Origin of the sequence: Microbacterium sp. No. 7 (assembly GCF_001314225.1) — a bacterium.
GTDB lineage: Bacteria > Actinomycetota > Actinomycetes > Actinomycetales > Microbacteriaceae > Microbacterium.
The window spans coordinates 3,381,839-3,398,391 of sequence record NZ_CP012697.1 but is presented as its reverse complement, the minus strand read 5'-3'; the positions used below and the strand labels follow the sequence as shown (position 1 = coordinate 3,398,391).

The window sequence follows — 16,553 nt, the reverse complement described above, 5'->3', positions numbered from 1 at the left end:
GGCGGCATCCCGGTGGGTCAGGTGAACAGGCGCTGGAGGCGCTGGGCGCCCTCGAGCAGCTGGTCGTCGCCGAGGGCGTACGACAGGCGCAGGTAGCCGCTGGGGCCGAAGGCCTCGCCGGGCACGACGGCGACCTCGGCCTCGTCGAGGATGAGGTCGGCGAGCTCCAGCGTCGTGGTCGGGGTGACGCCGCGCCAGGTCTTGCCGAGCAGCCCCGTCACGTCGGGGTAGACGTAGAAGGCGCCGAGCGGCGTCGGCACCGTGACGCCGGGGATCTTCGACAGCTCGTCGACGATCAGGCGGCGGCGGCGGTCGAACGCCAGGCGCATCTGCTCGGCGTCGTCCTGCGATCCCGTGAGCGCGGCCGCGGCGGCGCGCTGAGCGACGTTGTTGACGTTGGAGCTGAGGTGCGACTGCAGGTTCGCGGCGAGCTTGATGGCGTCGGCGGGGCCCACCATCCAGCCCACGCGCCAGCCCGTCATCGCATACGTCTTGGCGACGCCGTTGAGCAGCAGGGTCTGGCCGGCCAGCTCCGGCACGGCCTCGACGATCGACATGGCGCGCACGCCGTCGTAGACGAGGTTCTGGTAGATCTCGTCGGTGATGACCCAGATGCCGTGCTCGAGGGCCCACTGGCCGATCGCGGCGGTCTCCTCGGGGGTGTACACGGAGCCCGTGGGGTTCGAGGGCGACACGAACACGAGCACGGTCGTGCGGTCGGTGCGCGCGGCCTCGAGCTGCGCGACCGTGACCTTGTACTCCTGGTCGGCGCCCGCGAACACCTCGACGGGCACGCCGTCGGCCAGGCGGATCGCCTCGGGGTAGGTCGTCCAGTACGGCGCCGGCAGCAGCACCTCGTCGCCCGGGTTCACGACCGCCTGGAAGGCCTGGTACACGGCCTGCTTGCCGCCGTTGGTGACGACGACCTGGCTCGGCGAGACCTCGAGCCCCGAGTCGCGCAGCGTCTTGGCGGCGATCGCCTCGCGCAGCACCGGCAGGCCCGCCGCCGGCGTGTAGCGGAAGTTCGCGGGGTCGTGCAGCGCCTCGGCGGCGGCATCCACGACGAACGCCGGGGTGGGGAAGTCGGGCTCGCCGGCGGCGTAGGAGATGACGGGCTTGCCTTCGGCCTTCAGCGCCTTGGCCTTGGCGTCGACCTTGAGGGTGGCCGACTCGGCGATGGCACTGAGCTTCCGGGACACACGGGGCTTGCGGGAGAGCGGGGCGCGTTCAGTCACGATACGAGCGTAGTCGGCGACGGGTCGGTCACGGGATGCCGCAGGCCGATCTCCGACAGGGCGATCAGCTCGCGCAGCCGCTCGGCCTCGCCGGCGGCCATGCCGTAGCCGTGCGCGGCCGTGGGGAAGGCGCCCGCGTGCACCTCGGCGACGTAGTCGGTGACCGCGGCGGTCATGCTCTCCAGCAGGCTCGCGTAGCGCTTCACGAACCGCGGCTGATGGCCGTCGTGCATCCCCAGCACGTCGTGGAACACGAGCACCTGCCCGTCGGTGGCAGGGCCCGCGCCGATGCCGATCACCGGGATGCGCATGAGCGGCATGACGACCTCGGTCACGTCGCTCGGGATCGCCTCGAAGACGATCGCCGAGCATCCCGCGTCCTGCAGGGCGACGGCGGCGCGGCACACCTCGAGGGCGGCCTCCGCGGTGCGTCCCTGCGCGCGGAACCCGCCGGCGAGCACGGCCGTCTGCGGCGTGAGGCCCACGTGCCCCACGACGGCGATGCCGGCGGCCACGATCGCGCGCGCCCGGTCGACCGTCGTGCCGCCGCGCTCGATCTTCACGGCGTCGCAGCCGGTCTCCTTCACGAACCGCTGCGCGGTCTCGACCGCCTGCTCGTCGGAGCGCTCGTACGAGCCGAACGGCAGGTCGGCGACGAGCAGCGGCACCGAGAGGCCGCGGCGCACGGCGGCGGTGAGCATGATCATCTCGTCGACCGAGACGGGCACGGTGCTGGGATAGCCGAGCACCGTCATCGCGGCCGAGTCGCCCACGAGCACCATGTCGGCGCCCGCGGCCTCGGCGACCCGCGCGCTCGCGTAGTCGTAGGCGGTGATCATCGCGATCGGCTGACCGAGCGCCTTGCGCTCGGCGAGCTCCGGCAGGGTGACCGGGCGGCGCGCGGATGCCGCGGGCTGCACGCTCACGCGAACACGTCCCTGGCGCGCAGACCCGCGAGGTCGTGCTGCGCGGGCGGCGTGCGCAGCTCGGCGACGGCGTCGTCGACCGTGATGATCGCGTTGTCGCGGTCGACGTGCACGACGACCGGCTCGTACGCGTCGAGCTCGGCCTCGTCGTAGTCGGCGTAGGAGATCACGATGACGGTGTCGCCCGCGTGCACGAGGCGCGCCGCGGCGCCGTTGACCTGCACGGTGCCCGAGCCGCGCACGCCCGCGATCGTGTAGGTCTCGAAGCGCGAGCCGTTGTTCACGTCGACCACGTGCACCTGCTCGTGCTCGCGGATGTCGGCGCGCTCCAGCAGGTCGGGGTCGATCGTGATCGAGCCCACGTAGTTCAGGTCGCTCCCGGTGATGGTCGCGCGGTGGATCTTCGACTTCAGCATCGTGCGCCGCATCAGCGCCTCTCCTTCAGGATTCGGTTGTCGATGAGTCGTGCCGCCCCGACGCGCGCCGCGACGGCGAGCAGGGCGGCCGGCGCGATCCGATCGACCTCGTGCAGGTCGTCGGGGTCGCGCAGCTCGAGGTATTCGGGGTCGACGCCCGCGGCGGCCAGCTCGGCCCGGGCCGCGGCGAGCACGGCGTCCGCGCCGGTCTCGCCGCTCTCGACGACGCGCTCGGCCGCCGCGAGGGCGCGGTTCAGGGCCGTGGCGCGACGGCGGTCGTCGTCGGTGAGGTAGACGTTGCGCGAGCTCATCGCCAGGCCGTCGGCCTCGCGCACGATGGGACAGGCCTCGATGCGCACGGGCATGTCGAGGTCGCGCACGAGGCGGCGCACGACGAGCACCTGCTGTGCGTCCTTCTGACCGAAGAACGCGACGTCGGGCGCGACCATGCCGAAGAGCTTGGCGACGACGGTCGCGACGCCGTCGAAGTGGTGCGCGCCGCGCGCGGCGCCGCACAGCACCTCGGTGACGCCCGAGACGTGGACGGTGGTCGCGAAGCCGTCGGGGTAGACCTCGGCCGGCTCGGGGGCGAAGAGGACGTCGGCGCCGGACCGCTCGGCCAGCGCGGCGTCCCGCGCCTCGTCGCGCGGGTACGTGCTGAGGTCCTCGCCCGGCGCGAACTGCGTGGGGTTGACGAAGAGCGACACGACCACGAGGCCCGTCGTCTCGCGCGCGCGGCGGATCAGCGACAGGTGCCCCTCGTGGAAGGCGCCCATCGTCGGGACGAGCCCGACGGTCCGTCCGTCCCGCCGTGCCTCGGCCACGGCGGCGCGCACCTCGGCGACCGTGCGGACGATCCTCATGACGCGCGTCTCCCCTGTGCGGGGGCGGGGGCCTGTACGGGGGCGGCGGCCTGCGTGGGGATGGCGGTCCGTGCGGCGAGCGCGCGCGTGCGGTCGGCGAGCGCGTCGAACAGCGGCAGCAGCTCGGCGGCGTGGGCGCGCACGGCGTCGCGCTGGCGCCGCACGGTCGCCTCGTCACCGCGCGCGATGGGGCCCGTGAGAGCGGCCTCGGGGCCGCGTGCGGCCCAGTTGTCGACGGTGCTGCGCACGAGCGGGGCCAGGATCGCGCGCGCCTCGTCGCCCGCGAGCCCGAGGGGGGCGAGCAGCCGCTCCGCGGCATCCTGCAGCGTCACGAGATAGTTCGAGGCGACGGATGCCGCGGCGTGGTACGTCGCGCGGTGCTCGTCGGCGACGGCGAACGGCCGCATGCCGAGCGTATCGGCGAGCCCGGTGGCCGTGGCGAGCGCGTCGGGGGCGCGGCCCGCGACGGCGCATCCGATGCCGTGCAGGATGCCGGGCCGCTCGTCGCCGAGGAACGTCTGCAGCGGGTGCAGCGCGAAGTCGGCCGCGCCGAGCGGCGTCGCGCCCGACGTGTGCCCGATGAGCGTGGCCGGGCCGCGCAGGGTGGCGACCATCGCCGCGATCTCGCCGTCGGGCACGCACAGCAGCGTGACGTCGGCGGCCGGCACGGGCTCGCCGCGTCGGGTCGGTCCGTGCGTCGTGAGGCCCGCCGCGCGCAGGGCGCGCGCGATGACGGTCCCGAGCCGTCCGGCGCCGACGACGCTGACGGAGGGATGCGGAGAACGCGCGGAAAGAGAGGGGGAGGTCATGGCTCCTGCGTGCGGGGGCGGCGCACTAGGCACACAGGGTACCGCTTTCTGGGTGCGGTGTAAAAACGCCGCCGGGCCGGTGCCGGCGTGGCCGAGGCGCCCGGTGCGCAGTGCAGGACGGATGGTGGATCCCGGCCGGTTCGGCGGGCTCGCGGGGGCGCTCGGCCGATCTGTCCTGCACGGTGCACATCGCGGGCCGGGTCGCCGAGGCCGTGACGCCGCGGACCGCGGCATCCACCGAACGAGGGATGCCGCCTCCCACGGATGACGGCTGCCGGGGGGCCGCGGCGGCGAGGAGCCTGGAGACATGGCAGAGACAGCGGTGCGGGTGCAGAGCCTGCGCAAGACATACGGCGACCGCGCGGTCGTCGACGGCGTGACGTTCGACATCGCGCGGGGCGAGACGTTCGCCCTGCTCGGGCCGAACGGCGCGGGCAAGTCGACGACCGTCGAGATCCTGGAGGGATACCGGCGCCGCAGCGGCGGCGACGTGCACGTGCTCGGGGTCGACCCCGAGGGCGGCGGGCTGGACTGGAAGGCGCGGCTCGGCATCGTGCTGCAGACGGCGGGGCAGGCGGGCACGGCGACCGTGCGCGAGCAGCTGCGCCAGTTCGCCGGGTTCTTCCCGAACCCGCGCGACGTGGACGAGGTCATCGCCGCCGTCGGGCTCGAAGACCGCGCCTCGACGCGCATCGCGAAGCTCAGCGGCGGCCAGCAGCGACGCGTCGACGTGGCGCTCGGCATCGTCGGCAACCCCGAGCTGCTGTTCCTCGACGAGCCGACGACGGGCTTCGACCCGCACGCGCGCCGCGAGTTCTGGGAGCTGATCCGGCGCCTGCAGACCGGCGGCACGACGATCGTGCTCACGACGCACTACCTCGACGAGGCGGCCCAGCTCGCCGACCGGGTGGCCGTCATCGCCCGCGGGCGGCTGCGCGCGATCGGGCCCGTCGCCGGGCTCGGCAGCGCCGAGGCGCGCGTCCCGATCGTGCGCTGGATCGAGGACGGCCGTCCGCGCGAGGAGCGCACGACGACCCCGCTCGCGCTCGCCCGCGCGCTCGGCGAACGGCTGGGCGATGAGCCGCTGGGGCTGGAGATCGTGCGTCCGTCGCTCGAGGACATCTACCTCACGCTCGTGGCCGACGACGCCCCGCAGGCCGAGGAGGCGGCACGATGAACGCCGTCCGCCTCGGCGTGCACCGCGCCGGCTATGAGATCCGCGGCTACTTCCGCTCGCCCGACCAGGTGTTCTTCACGTTCCTGTTCCCCGTGCTCATGCTGTCGCTGTTCGCGACGATCTTCTCCGAGGTCGGGCCGGGAGGGGATGCCGGTCTCCCGGCCGTCTCGGCCGGCCAGTACTACCTGCCCGGGATGATCGCCGCGGGGCTGCTGCTGTCGGGCGTGCAGAACCTCGCGATCGACATCGCGATGGAGCGCAGCGACGGCACGCTCAAGCGCCTCGGCGGCACGCCGCTGCCGGCCGTGAGCTACTTCATCGGCAAGTTCGCGCAGGTCGCGGTCACCGGCACGCTGCAGGTCGGGCTGCTCCTGGTCGTGAGCGTGCTCGCGTTCGACGTCGAGCTACCGGCCGACGGCGAGCGCTGGCTCGTGTTCGCGTGGGTGTTCGTGCTCGGGCTCGCGACCTCGGCGCTCCTCGGCATCGCGCTGTCGGCGGTGCCGCGCTCGGGCCGCAGCGCGAGCGCGGTCGTCATCCCGATCGTGCTCGTGCTGCAGTTCGTCTCGGGCGTGTACCTCGCCTTCTTCCTGCTGCCCGAGTGGCTGCAGAACGCGGCATCCGCGTTCCCGCTGAAGTGGATGGCGCAGGGCATGCGATCGGTCTTCCTGCCCGACGGGTACCGGGTGATGGAGCAGGGCGGTGAGTGGAACCTCGCGGGCGTGGCGATCGCCCTGGGCGTGTGGCTCGTCGTCGGGCTCGTGCTCGCGCGGCTCACCTTCCGGTGGACCCGGCGCGACGCGTAGGCCAGGCTGGGATCATCCCGGCGGGGACGGACACGGCATGTGCGGGCGCACGACGGGCGGGCGCGGCGCGGAGAGCCGGAGCGGAGGCGGGATGACCGGCAGGCGGTACTGGTGGGACGTGACCGTCGTCGGCGTCGTGCTCGTGGTCGGGGCGCTCGCGAGCCTCCAGCTCGAGACGCCCCTCGACCACGCCCTCTGCGGCTTCGTGCTGCTGCTGTTCGCCGTCGCCTACGCCGTGTGCGCCCGCCCCGAGCTCGGTCGCGGCTTCGGCGGCGGGGGCACGTGGCGGGCGCCGGTCTTCGTCGCGCTGGCGTGCGTCGCGCTGCTGCTCGGCACCGCCGTGGCCCCGCAGGTCGCGACGCTGCAGGCCGTGGCGTACCCGCTCACCTGGCTCATCAGCGCGGGCAGGCGGTCGGCGATCGCGGCATCCGCCTGCATCGCCGGCGCGGTGCTCGTCGGCACGGCGCTCGCGGTGCCGGGCCTCGACGGCGTGCTGAGGGCCGTGATCACGGCGGTGCTCTCGTTCTCGTTCGCGCTCGCGATGGGCCTGTGGATCTCGAGCATCGTCGAGTACGGCGAGCAGCGGGCGGCGCTGCTCGCCGAGCTCACCGCCGCACAGGGCCAGGTCGAGGCGCTCAGCCGCGACCGCGGCGCGGCACGGGAGCGCGAGCGGCTCGCCCGCGACGTGCACGACACGCTCGCGCAGAGCCTCGCGGGCCTCGTGATCCTCGCCGAGCGCGCCGGCCGGCAGGCCCGGTCGGGCGACGCGCAGGCGGCGGCCGCGTCGATCGCGACGGTCGAGGACGTCGCCCGTGACGCGCTCGCCGAGGCGCGGGCCCTGGTCGTGCGCACCGCGGCGGTGCCCGAGGCGCCCGCGTTCGGCCGCGCGGTCGAGCGCCTCGTCGAGCGGTTCCGCGCCGAGGCGGGCCTGGAGATCGAGCTGGACCGCGGCGGCGACGCGTCCCCACGCGGCCGGGATGCCGAGGTCGTGCTGCTGCGCTGCCTGCAGGAGGCGCTCGCGAACGTGCGCAAGCACGCGGGGGCGACGCGGGCCCGCGTGGAGGTGCACGCCGACGCCGACGGGGCGGTGCAGCTCGCCGTGCACGACGACGGCCGCGGCTTCGACCCCGCGGCGCCCCGCGACGGGTTCGGGCTCGACGGCATGGCCGAGCGCGTCGCGCTCGCCGGGGGCTCGCTGGAGATCGACACGGCGCCGGGCCGCGGCACCGTGCTGCGGGTCGCGCTGCCGGGGGTGCCCTCGTGATCCGCGTGCTCGTGGTCGACGACCATCCCATCGTGCGCGCCGGCCTCGCGGGCCTGCTCGGCGACGAGCCGGGCCTCGACGTGGTCGGCGAGGCCGCCGACGGCGAGCAGGCCGTGCGGATGGCCGCCGCGCTGCGCCCGGACGTCGTGCTCATGGACCTGCGGATGCCGGGGGTCGACGGCGTCGCCGCGACGGCGCGCATCGTCGCCGCGGGCGCGGGATCGCCGGCGGCGCCGAAGGTGCTGATCCTCACGACGTACGAGTCCGACGACAACATCCTCGCGGCGATCGAGGCGGGCGCCGCGGGCTATCTGCTCAAGGCGGCGCCGCAGCGGGAGATCGTCGCGGGCATCCGCTCGGTCGCGGCGGGACAGTCGGCGCTGTCGCCGCAGGTCGCGGTGCGCCTCGTCGAGCGCGCCCGGCGCCCCGAGCCGGCCACGACGCTCACGGAGCGCGAGACCGACGTGCTGCGGCTCGTCGCCGCGGGGCACAGCAACAAGCAGGTCGCGGCCGCCCTCGGCATCCGCGAGTCGACCGTCAAGACGCACCTGCTGAAGGTCTTCGACAAGCTCGGCGTCGCCGACCGCACGCGCGCCGTGACCCTCGCGATGGAGCGCGGCCTGCTCGGGTGAGGGCCGCCGCCGCGGCATCCGCGGACGCGAGCAAGGCCGCCGGGAACGGGTGTGGGGGCGGATGCCGCGGCATCCGCCCCCACACCATCCCGACGGTCAGTCGGTCTCGACGAGGTACTTCGTGTAGGCGCCCGTCGTGAAGAAGGCGGGGAAGTCGGGCTCCAGCGCCACCTCGCGGAAGACCGTGGCGGCGTCGTCGAAGCGGTCGCCCTCGGTGCGCGGGGCCTCGCCCAGCACCTGCGCGATGATCCCCTCGACGTACTCGCGGGTGATGCGCGTGCCGTCGGCGGTCGAGCGGTCCTGGTGGACCCACTGCCACACCTGGCTGCGGCTGATCTCGGCGAGCGACGCGTCCTCGACCAGGTTGCCGTGCGAGACCACGCCCACGCCGCGCAGCCACGACTCGAAGTAGCGGATGGCGGTCAGCACGTTGTCGTGCACGCCCTGCGCCGTGATGGGACGGCCCATGCGCAGGTCGAGCAGCTGCGTCGCCGTCACCTCGACGTCGTCGCGCTGACGGTCGAGCTGGTTGGGCCGGTCGCCGAGCACGGCGGCGAACGCGTCCTCGGCGATGCCGAGCAGGCCCGGGTGGGCCACCCACGTGCCGTCGAAGCCCGCCTCGGCCTCGGCCCGCTTGTCGCTCGCGACGCCCTCCAGCAGCGCCGCCGTCGCCTCGGGGTCGCCCGCGTACGGCAGCACGGCGCTCATGCCGCCGATCGCGTAGGCGCCGCGCTTGTGCGCCGTCTTCACGAGCAGCTGCGTGTAGGTGCGCAGGAAGCCCACCGACGTCGTCACCTCGTTGCGGTCGGGCAGCACGAACCGGGCGCCGCGGCCGCGGTAGTTCTTGATGATCGAGAACACGTAGTCCCAGCGGCCCGCGTTCAGGCCGGCGCAGTGGTCGCGCAGCTCGAACAGGATCTCCTCCATCTCGAACGCCGCGGGCAGCGTCTCGATGTGCACGGTCGCGCGGATGCTGCCGTGCGGCAGGCCCAGGCGGCGCTCGCTGAAGCTGAACACGTCGTCCCAGAGCTTGGCCTCTTCGGCGCTCTCGATCTTCGGGATGTAGAAGTACGGGCCCTGGCCGCGCGCGATCAGAGCCTGCGCGTTGTGGAAGAAGTACAGGCCGAAGTCGACGAGCGAGGCCGAGGTCGCCATCGTGCGTCCCGCGCGGTCGCTGAACTTCAGGTGCTGCTCGGTCAGGTGCAGGCCGCGCGGGCGCATCGTGATCGTCGGCGTGCGCTCGGCGGTCACGCGGTACTCCTTGCCCGACGCGCTCGTGTGCTCCAGCGTGCCGCGCACCGCGTCGAACAGCGTCAGCTGCCCCTCGATGACGTTCGTCCACGTGGGGCTCGTCGCGTCCTCCAGGTCGGCCAGCCAGACCCGGGCGCCCGAGTTGAGCGCGTTGATCGCCAGCTTCGGCTGCGGCGCGCCCGTGATCTCGACGCGGCGGTCCTCGAGGCCCGGCCCGGCTCCGGCGACCTTCCAGTCGGCGTCCTCGCGGATGTGCGCCGTGTCGTCGCGGAACTGGGGGTCGCGTCCCGTGCCGATGTCGAAGCGGCGGCGCAGGCGGTCGGCGAGCCGGTCGTGGCGACGCCCGGCGAAGCGGTCGTGCAGCTCGGTGAGGAACGCGATCGCCTCGGGCGTGAGGATCTCGTCGTAGCGGGGACGCAGCGGTCCGGTGATGGTGATCTGGGTCGTGGGCGCGATGCCCGCGTCGGTCGGTGTCATGGCCCTGGCTTTCTCGGAGGGGGATAAGGCGGATGCCGCGACCCGATCTCTCGTTCGGGACGCGGCATCCGCCGATCCGGCTGGTGTTGATAAGACCACTATGCGTGAAATTTTTCGGCCACTTGGCGAAAAGTGCGGTGAATTTTTGTTGATCTTCACGTTCTGTGACACACTTGCGGTTATGACGAACCTCGATGTCCCGGTCGCCGACGATGTCGACGAGACCGACGCGCTCACCATCGGCCGCCGCATCCGCCAGCTGCGCACGGCGCGCGGGATGACCCTCGACGAGCTGGCGACGGCCGTCGAGCGCGCCCCGAGCCAGCTGTCGATGATCGAGACGGGCAAGCGCGAGCCGAAGCTCACGCTGCTGCAGGCGATCGCCCGCGCGCTGGGCACGTCGCTCGACACCCTGCTCGAGGCCGAGCCGCTCGACGAGCGCGCCACGATGGAGATCGCGCTCGAGCGCGCCATGAAGGGGCAGACGTTCCGCTCGCTCGGCATCTCGCCGTTCCGCATCGGCAAGACGATCCCCGACGAGGCGCTGCGCGCCCTGCTCGCGCTGCAGGGCGAGATCGCCCGGCTCAACGACGAGCGCTCGGCCACGCCCGAGGAGGCGCGCCGTGCGAACGTCGAGCTGCGCCGCCTCATGCGCCGGCAGGACAACTACTTCCCCGAGCTGGAGGCCGAGGCGCGGCGCATGCTCGACGTCATCGGGCACCCCGGCGGACCCCTCACGCAGCGTGCGGCGAGCGAGATCGCGGCCCACCTCGGGTTCACGCTGCACTACGTGTCCGACCTCCCGGCGTCCACGCGATCGGTCGCCGACCTGCGCAACGGCCGGCTCTACCTGTCGAACTCGGTGCCCGGCAAGGGCGACTCGCGCACGCCCGTGCTGCAGGCGCTGTCGAGCCGCATCCTCGGGCACAGCGAGCCCACGTCGTACGCGGAGTTCCTGCGGCAGCGCGTCGAGACCAACTACCTCACCGGCGCGCTCATGGTGCCCGAGTCGGATGCCGTGGTCTTCCTGCACGACGCCAAGTCGCGGCGCGCCATCTCGATCGAAGACCTGCGCGACGCGTACTCGGTCTCGTACGAGACCGCCGCGCACCGGTTCACGAACCTCGCGACGCAGCACCTCGGCATCCCCGTGCACTTCCTCAAGGTGCACGAGTCGGGCACGATCACGAAGGCCTACGAGAACGACGACGTCAACTTCCCCTCCGACCGCTTCGGCTCGATCGAGGGGCAGCTGTGCTGCCGCAAGTGGACGAGCCGGGTCGTCTTCGACATCCCCGACAAGTTCAACCCGTACTACCAGTACACCGACACGGGCAACGGCACCTACTGGTGCACGGCGCGCGTGGAGCACCTGAGCGACGGCGCGCACTCGGTGAGCGTGGGCGTGCGCTTCGACGACACGAAGTGGTTCATCGGGCGCGAGACCACGAACCGCGGCACGTCGCGGCACGCCGTGGAGGTCTGCTGCCGTCGCCCGCCCGCCGATCTGGAGGGGCAGTGGCGCGACCAGGCCTGGCCGAACGTGCGCACGCCGCGCACGCTGCTCGCGACGCTGCCCTCGGGGTCGTTCCCGGGCGTCGACACGACCGACCTCTACGAGTTCCTCGACGAGCACGCGCCGCGCGTCTGAGGCCGGCCCCGCGATCGGCGGACACTCGCGGATGTCGGCGCGACGCGGCAGGATGGGGGTATGACCGACAACGCCGACGCCGTCACCCACCTCACCGACGCCGAGTGCTTCGAGCGCCTCGCCCAGCACGAGCTGGGCCGCCTCGTGACGAGCGTGGGCGCGGTGCTCGACATCTTCCCCGTCAACTACGTGCTCGACGGGCAGACGATCGTCTTCCGCACCGCGGAGGGCAGCAAGCTCACCGAGCTGACCATCAACGACCAGGTGCTCTTCGAGGTCGACAGCTTCACCGACGCCGACGCGTGGAGCGTCGTCGTGCGGGGCGCCGCCGCGCGGCTCGACACGGCCGCCGAGGTCGAGGCCGCCGACCGGCTGCCGCTCACGCCGTGGATCCCCACGCTCAAGTACAACTACGTGCGCGTCACCCCCGACGCGGTGTCGGGCCGTGCCTTCCGCCGCGGCGAGGAGCCCGATCGCTACGGCATCCAGTCGTACTGACGTCGTCGCGGTTCGCGCCGCCCGTGTGCATGACGTACACTGGACGACGCAATCGCCTGCATTCTTTTGCCGTGCCGTGGGAACACGAGCGGGGCGGGGATGCCGGCATCCCGAGGCCGTCAGGTCTCTAGGGCGGTAGCTCAATTGGCAGAGCAGCGGTCTCCAAAACCGCAGGTTGCAGGTTCGATTCCTGTCCGCCCTGCGCGTCAGCATCAGCTGGCACGAATTCACACGACACGGGTGGGTACATGGTTCCGGAGGAGTTCGGCGACGAGATCGTCGTGGCCGACGGCGCCCGCGCGAAGAAGCCGAACATCTTCGCACGGAGCGCGACATTCATCCGGCAGGTGATCGCCGAACTCCGCAAGGTCGTCACGCCGACCCGCCAGGAGCTCGCGAAGTTCACCGGCGTCGTGCTCGGATTCGTGGTCGTCATGATGGGGGTCGTGTACGGACTCGACCTCGTCTTCACGTGGATCGTCGAGATCGTCTTCGGCGCTCCCGGCGCGTGATCGCGGGCTCGTGCCGCCCGGCTCACCCCCAGATCCCGATGGAAGAGAAGTAAGTGTCTGAAAGATATGTCGACGACGCCGATTGGGCGACCGCTGCCGAGCAGTCCAGCGAGGACGACGAGGCCCAGGAGGGCAACGTGCTCGCCGAGGAGCAGCGCGCGGCCGAGCCGGCGGAGCACGTGGCGATCCACATCGTCGACGAGGACGACGCCGACGACAGCGACGACGAGCTGGACGACATCGACATCGACGACCCGGAGGCGGATGCCATCGTGAACGACGCACTCGAGATCGACCAGGCCGACGAGGCGGAGGCCGCCGCCGAGGCGCTCAACGAGTCGATCGCCGACGAGATCGCGGCCCGCGAGGCCGCCGAGGCCGACCGCGTGGCCCCCTACGACGGGCCCGAGCTGGACGACGACGCCGAGGACGAGGCGGGCGACGCCGAGGACGACGACGCGGAGCCCGAGGACCCCTACGAGGCGTTCCGTCAGGAGCTGCGCGAGCTGCCCGGCAAGTGGTACGTCATCCACTCGTACGCGGGCTTCGAGCGCAAGGTGAAGGCCAACCTGGAGCAGCGCAAGTCGACGCTCGAGGTCGAGGACGACATCTACCAGATCGAGGTCCCGATGGAGGACGTCGTCGAGATCAAGAACGGCCAGCGCAAGATGGTCAACCGCGTGCGCATCCCCGGCTACGTGCTGGTGCGCATGGAGCTCAACGAGGACACCTGGTCGGTCGTGCGTCACACGCCGGGCGTCACGGGCTTCGTCGGCAACGCGCATAACCCGACGCCGCTGCGCTTCGAAGAGGCGTTCAACATGCTCAAGTCGCTCGTGGAGGCCAAGGAGGTCGCACCCGCGAAGGGCGCCGCCGCCAAGGGCGCGCCCGCGGCGGCCCGCACCGTCGTCACCGAGGTCGACTTCGAGATCGGCGAGACCATCACGATCAAGGAGGGCTCGTTCGCGGGCCTGCCGGGCTCGATCAGCGAGATCAAGCCCGAGAGCGGAAAGCTCACCGTGCTCGTGTCGCTCTTCGAGCGCGAGACGCCCGTCGAGCTCTCGTTCGACCAGGTCACCAAGGCCTAGCGGTTCGCCGGGGCGGGCATGTCGCACACGTCGCCCGGATGCGGATGCGGATGCGCCGCACCCGCTCGGCAGAGCGGTGCGGCACCCGTCTCGATCGGCCGGCCCGTCGTCGGGACCGGCGACGGCCGTCACGCGATCGAGCAGATCGGGATCGCGGCCGGCTCCTTCGTGATGGGCGACTCGTCGGGAGACCGCAACCCCGGCGACGGCGAGGTGCCGCTGCACGCCGTCGAGCTCGGCGCGTTCGCGATCGACGCGACGAGCGTGACGAACGCCGACTTCGCCCGGTTCGCGGAGGACACCGGATACGCGACCGAGGCGGAGTCGTTCGGATACTCCGCCGTGTTCCACCTCGCCGTGGACGCGCCCAGCGACGACGTCATGGGACCCGCCGCCGGCACGCCCTGGTGGCTCGGCGTGCGCGGCGCCGACTGGCGGCATCCGCACGGCCGCGGCTCGACGATCGACGGCCTGGACGACCACCCCGTCGTGCACGTCAGCTGGAACGACGCGATCGCCTACTGCGCCTGGGCCGGGCGGCGCCTTCCCACCGAGGCCGAGTGGGAGTACGCGGCGCGCGGCGGGATCGCCCGGGCGACGTATCCGTGGGGCGACGCCGAGGTCGACGACGGCGGCTGGCGCGCGAACATCTGGCAGGGCGACTTCCCCGTGCGCAACACGGCCGAGGACGGCCATCTGACGACCGCGCCGGTGCGCAGCTACGAGCCCAACGGCTACGGGCTCTGGCAGTGCGTCGGCAACGTGTGGGAGTGGTGCGCCGACTGGTTCGACGCGCGCTACTACGCGTCATCGCCGGCGTCCGATCCGCGGGGGCCCGCGACCGGCGAGACGAAGGTCCTGCGCGGGGGCAGCTATCTCTGCCACGTCTCGTACTGCAATCGCTACCGCAACTCGGCGCGCTCGCAGAACACGCCCGACTCGTCGATGGGCAACGCGGGGTTCCGGACGGTGGCCCGATGAGCGGCGGGCGGCGGTTCCCGGCATCGGTGTACGGCCGCGGCGACGAGCCGGACGTCCGGTTCTCCCTGGCCAACGAGCGCACGTACCTCGCGTGGATCCGCACGGCGCTCGCCCTGTTCGCCGGCGGCGTGGCGCTCGAGCTGCTCGGCGGCGACCTCTCGCCGGGGCTGCGGCACGCCGCGTCGCTCGTGCTCGTCGTGTCGGGCGTGGTGCTGCCCGCGCTCGCCTGGATCGGATGGTCGAGGACGGAGCGCGCGCTGCGGCTCGGGCAGCCCCTGCCCGCGTCGATCCTCGGGCCCGTGCTCGGCGTCCTCGTCACGCTCGCGGGCGTGCTGATCGTGCTGGCGCTCGTGCTGCCATGACGGGCCCCGTCGACCCGGGCCTGCAGCCGGAGCGCACCGAGCTCGCGTGGCGGCGCACGGCCCTCGCGATCGGCATCGGCTCGCTCCTGGCCCTGCGCATCCTGCCCGAGGCGCTCGGCGGCGCGGCGTGGGCGCTGTGCGGCGTGGTCGGGCTGCTCGTCGCCGCGGCGCTGTGGATCGCCGCGCGCCGCCGGTACCACTCGGCCGCCGCGGCGCTCGCCCGGACCGGCCGGATGCCGGGGGCCGTGCCGATGCTGCTGCTGGCGCTGTTCGCGACCGCCGTCGGCGCGGGCGGCGTGATCCTCGTGGTGAGCGGCCGGCTCGCCGCCTGAGGTAGAATTGTGTGGTTTGCGTGCGCGCTCCGGCGCGCCGCGAACGGCCACCGCGCTCCGGAGAGTCTGGAGAGGCGGGAGAGGGATGCCGTGGCATCCGCTCGACGAAAGGAAAACGAATGGCACCGAAGAAGAAGGTGACCGGCCTGATCAAGCTCCAGATCAACGCCGGCGCCGCCAACCCGGCGCCGCCGATCGGCCCCGCGCTCGGTCAGCATGGCGTCAACATCATGGAGTTCTGCAAGGCGTACAACGCCGCGACCGAGTCGCAGCGCGGCAACGTCATCCCCGTGGAGATCACCGTCTACGAGGACCGCAGCTTCACCTTCATCCTGAAGACCCCGCCGGCCGCCGAGCTCATCAAGAAGGCCGCCGGCGTGCAGAAGGGCTCGAAGACGCCGCACACGGTCAAGGTCGCCAAGCTGACCAAGGACCAGGTGCGCCAGATCGCCGAGACCAAGATGCCCGACCTGAACGCGAACGACATCGAGGCCGCCTCGCTGATCATCGCCGGCACTGCCCGTTCCATGGGCATCACGGTCGAGGACTGAGGGGGAGAGACACATGGCTAAGTCCAAGGTTTACGCAGCAGCCGCGGCCAAGATCGACCGCGACAAGTTCTACACGTCCACCGAGGCCGTGAACCTCGCGAAGGAGACGGGCTCGAAGAAGTTCGACTCGACCGTCGAGGTCGCCCTCAAGCTCTCGGTCGACCCCCGCAAGGCCGACCAGATGGTGCGCGGCACCGTCATGCTGCCGCACGGCACGGGCAAGACCGCCCGCGTCATCGTCTTCGCGACGGGCCCGGCCGCCGAGGCCGCGATCGCCGCGGGCGCCGACGAGGTCGGCGGCGCCGAGCTCATCGAGAAGGTCGCCGGCGGCTGGACCGACTTCGACTCGGCCGTCTCGACGCCCGAGCTCATGGGTCAGGTCGGACGCCTCGGCAAGGTCCTCGGTCCCCGCGGCCTCATGCCGAACCCCAAGACCGGCACCGTGACCCCCAACCCGGCCAAGGCCGTGGAGGAGATCAAGGGCGGCAAGATCGAGTTCCGCGTCGACAAGCACGCCAACGTGCACTTCGTCGTCGGCAAGGCCTCGTTCACGGCCGAGCAGCTCGACGAGAACTTCAAGGCCGCGGTCGAGGAGATCGTGCGTCTGAAGCCCTCGAGCTCGAAGGGTCGCTACATCCAGAAGGGCGCCGTGTCGACCACGTTCGGCCCCGGCATCCCGCTGGACGTCGCCTCGCTCGTCTGAGACACGCGCATCACGATGGGCC

The 16,553-nt window shown here is 72.4% G+C and carries 19 protein-coding genes and 1 tRNA gene; 14 read left to right on the top strand and 6 right to left on the bottom strand.

All coding sequences use genetic code 11. The features are described from left to right. Positions 1-17: 17 nt before the first annotated feature. From AOA12_RS15810 to AOA12_RS15790, 5 genes are read right to left on the bottom strand one after another with little or no spacing between them, the layout of a single operon-like run. The gene (locus AOA12_RS15810) at positions 18-1,235 is read right to left on the bottom strand and encodes a pyridoxal phosphate-dependent aminotransferase (protein ID WP_054684871.1); all 1,218 of its coding nucleotides are present in this window, start codon (positions 1,233-1,235) and stop codon (positions 18-20) included. Continuing rightward, positions 1,232-2,161 (bottom strand): 3-methyl-2-oxobutanoate hydroxymethyltransferase, encoded by a 930-nt coding sequence (gene panB / locus AOA12_RS15805; RefSeq protein ID WP_082406308.1) that lies wholly within the window; start codon positions 2,159-2,161, stop codon positions 1,232-1,234. Before panB ends, AOA12_RS15810 begins: the two co-directional genes overlap by 4 nt. Further along, on the bottom strand, positions 2,158-2,589 hold the full coding sequence (gene panD / locus AOA12_RS15800) for an aspartate 1-decarboxylase (RefSeq protein ID WP_054684868.1): 432 nt from the start codon (positions 2,587-2,589) through the stop codon (positions 2,158-2,160). Before panD ends, panB begins: the two co-directional genes overlap by 4 nt. Further along, complete coding sequence (gene panC / locus AOA12_RS15795) at positions 2,589-3,440, bottom strand: pantoate--beta-alanine ligase (RefSeq protein WP_054684865.1); 852 nt, start codon at positions 3,438-3,440, stop codon at positions 2,589-2,591. Before panC ends, panD begins: the two co-directional genes overlap by 1 nt. Continuing rightward, positions 3,437-4,249 (bottom strand): Rossmann-like and DUF2520 domain-containing protein, encoded by an 813-nt coding sequence (locus AOA12_RS15790; protein WP_054684862.1) that lies wholly within the window; start codon positions 4,247-4,249, stop codon positions 3,437-3,439. The genes panC and AOA12_RS15790 overlap by 4 nt, the downstream gene beginning before the upstream one ends. Positions 4,250-4,556: 307 nt before the next feature. On the opposite strand from AOA12_RS15790, the gene AOA12_RS15785 reads away from it, so the two are divergent. The 4 genes from AOA12_RS15785 to AOA12_RS15770 all read left to right on the top strand — a co-directional run bounded on the left by AOA12_RS15785 (position 4,557) and on the right by AOA12_RS15770 (position 8,125). Continuing rightward, positions 4,557-5,426, top strand: a complete 870-nt coding sequence (locus AOA12_RS15785) for an ABC transporter ATP-binding protein (RefSeq protein ID WP_054684859.1) — start codon at positions 4,557-4,559, stop codon at positions 5,424-5,426. Beyond that, positions 5,423-6,229 (top strand): ABC transporter permease, encoded by an 807-nt coding sequence (locus tag AOA12_RS15780; RefSeq protein WP_054684857.1) that lies wholly within the window; start codon positions 5,423-5,425, stop codon positions 6,227-6,229. Before AOA12_RS15785 ends, AOA12_RS15780 begins: the two co-directional genes overlap by 4 nt. Before the next feature lie 91 nt (positions 6,230-6,320). After that, positions 6,321-7,493 carry a sensor histidine kinase gene (locus tag AOA12_RS15775; protein WP_054684854.1) on the top strand — a complete coding sequence of 391 codons (1,173 nt, stop codon included), beginning with the start codon at positions 6,321-6,323 and terminating at the stop codon, positions 7,491-7,493. Next, the gene (locus tag AOA12_RS15770; protein WP_054684851.1) at positions 7,490-8,125 is read left to right on the top strand and encodes a response regulator; all 636 of its coding nucleotides are present in this window, start codon (positions 7,490-7,492) and stop codon (positions 8,123-8,125) included. The genes AOA12_RS15775 and AOA12_RS15770 overlap by 4 nt, the downstream gene beginning before the upstream one ends. A gap of 96 nt (positions 8,126-8,221) precedes the next feature. On the opposite strand, the gene aceB is transcribed toward AOA12_RS15770, so the two are convergent. Continuing rightward, positions 8,222-9,853 carry a malate synthase A gene (gene aceB, locus AOA12_RS15765; protein WP_054684849.1) on the bottom strand — a complete coding sequence of 544 codons (1,632 nt, stop codon included), beginning with the start codon at positions 9,851-9,853 and terminating at the stop codon, positions 8,222-8,224. 181 nt (positions 9,854-10,034) lie between these two features. On the opposite strand from aceB, the gene AOA12_RS15760 reads away from it, so the two are divergent. The 10 genes from AOA12_RS15760 (at position 10,035) to rplA (ending at position 16,531) form a co-directional block, all read left to right on the top strand. Next, positions 10,035-11,504: an XRE family transcriptional regulator gene (locus AOA12_RS15760; protein WP_054684847.1), complete on the top strand. Its 1,470-nt coding sequence runs from the start codon at positions 10,035-10,037 to the stop codon at positions 11,502-11,504. A 60-nt stretch (positions 11,505-11,564) separates the two neighbouring features. Next, positions 11,565-12,002: a pyridoxamine 5'-phosphate oxidase family protein gene (locus tag AOA12_RS15755; protein WP_054684844.1), complete on the top strand. Its 438-nt coding sequence runs from the start codon at positions 11,565-11,567 to the stop codon at positions 12,000-12,002. Between the two features lie 129 nt (positions 12,003-12,131). After that, positions 12,132-12,204, top strand: a tRNA-Trp gene (locus AOA12_RS15750). 46 nt (positions 12,205-12,250) lie between these two features. Continuing rightward, positions 12,251-12,514, top strand: coding sequence for a preprotein translocase subunit SecE (gene secE, locus AOA12_RS15745; RefSeq protein WP_054684841.1), 264 nt, complete (start codon positions 12,251-12,253; stop codon positions 12,512-12,514). A gap of 53 nt (positions 12,515-12,567) precedes the next feature. Beyond that, positions 12,568-13,602, top strand: a complete 1,035-nt coding sequence (gene nusG, locus AOA12_RS15740; protein WP_054684838.1) for a transcription termination/antitermination protein NusG — start codon at positions 12,568-12,570, stop codon at positions 13,600-13,602. An 18-nt stretch (positions 13,603-13,620) separates the two neighbouring features. Continuing rightward, positions 13,621-14,583 (top strand): formylglycine-generating enzyme family protein, encoded by a 963-nt coding sequence (locus tag AOA12_RS15735; protein ID WP_197280942.1) that lies wholly within the window; start codon positions 13,621-13,623, stop codon positions 14,581-14,583. Beyond that, complete coding sequence (locus AOA12_RS15730) at positions 14,580-14,945, top strand: YidH family protein (RefSeq protein ID WP_054684835.1); 366 nt, start codon at positions 14,580-14,582, stop codon at positions 14,943-14,945. Before AOA12_RS15735 ends, AOA12_RS15730 begins: the two co-directional genes overlap by 4 nt. Then, positions 14,942-15,277, top strand: coding sequence for a DUF202 domain-containing protein (locus tag AOA12_RS15725; RefSeq protein ID WP_054684832.1), 336 nt, complete (start codon positions 14,942-14,944; stop codon positions 15,275-15,277). The genes AOA12_RS15730 and AOA12_RS15725 overlap by 4 nt, the downstream gene beginning before the upstream one ends. Positions 15,278-15,396: 119 nt before the next feature. Continuing rightward, positions 15,397-15,828: a 50S ribosomal protein L11 gene (gene rplK, locus AOA12_RS15720; RefSeq protein ID WP_005050009.1), complete on the top strand. Its 432-nt coding sequence runs from the start codon at positions 15,397-15,399 to the stop codon at positions 15,826-15,828. A gap of 13 nt (positions 15,829-15,841) precedes the next feature. After that, on the top strand, positions 15,842-16,531 hold the full coding sequence (gene rplA, locus AOA12_RS15715) for a 50S ribosomal protein L1 (RefSeq protein ID WP_054684830.1): 690 nt from the start codon (positions 15,842-15,844) through the stop codon (positions 16,529-16,531). Positions 16,532-16,553: the final 22 nt, after the last annotated feature.